1 protein-coding gene is annotated in these 632 nt (G+C 62.2%); it reads right to left on the bottom strand.

The genetic code is table 11. The features are described 5' to 3' along the window. Positions 1 to 475, bottom strand: a 475-nt coding sequence (locus O7A05_RS34040) for an IS110 family transposase (RefSeq protein WP_337097790.1), incomplete at its 3' end; no start/stop codon positions are given. Positions 476 to 632 lie beyond the last annotated feature (157 nt).

The raw sequence follows: 632 nt of genomic DNA, 5'->3' as shown, positions 1-632 counted from the left end.
CTTTGAGGCTGGTGATGACGATCGCCTCGAAAGCCTCGGCGAGTTGCTTCTTCAGCGTTGCCCGCATCGCGACCAGTTGATCGCGGTGGCCGGCAAGCGACTGAAGCCGCTCACCTTCTTCGCGTGGTGCCGGCTCGGCCTCAGGCTGGTAGCGACGGCCATAGTCGCTCAGCATCCTGGCATCGAGAGGATCGGTCTTGGCGCGCCGTCTGGTCGACTTGGCATAATGGTGGGTGTGCGCCGGGTTGTGCCGCGAGAACGGCACGCCGGCCTTGGCCAGCGCATGACGCAGAAGCCGGTCATGGACCCCTGTCGCCTCCATGACGACGAAGTCCCGGCTGAGATCAAGGCCCGCCACATAGGCCGCGATCGTATTGGCCTGGTTGTCGATGCGCCGAAGACGGCCGCTTGTCTCATCAAAAAAGTCCAGCCACTGCTTTGAGATGTCGCAGCCGACATAGTTCTGGGCTATCATGTCCACGCCTCTTCCTGTGGTGCGGGGTCGGCTTGGAACAGCCCCGTGCAACTGTTCAGGTTGATGGTTCATCGGTGGGAAGGGACCGGGCCATGCCACGGCCTGTCCGAAAGGACGACCAGGATCCACTCGGCCTCCTTCCCACTTCAACCATACA

It is taken from the genome of Mesorhizobium argentiipisi (SeqCode) (assembly GCF_037179585.1).
GTDB lineage: Bacteria > Pseudomonadota > Alphaproteobacteria > Rhizobiales > Rhizobiaceae > Mesorhizobium > Mesorhizobium argentiipisi.
This window is presented reverse-complemented; position numbering and strand designations above follow the sequence as displayed.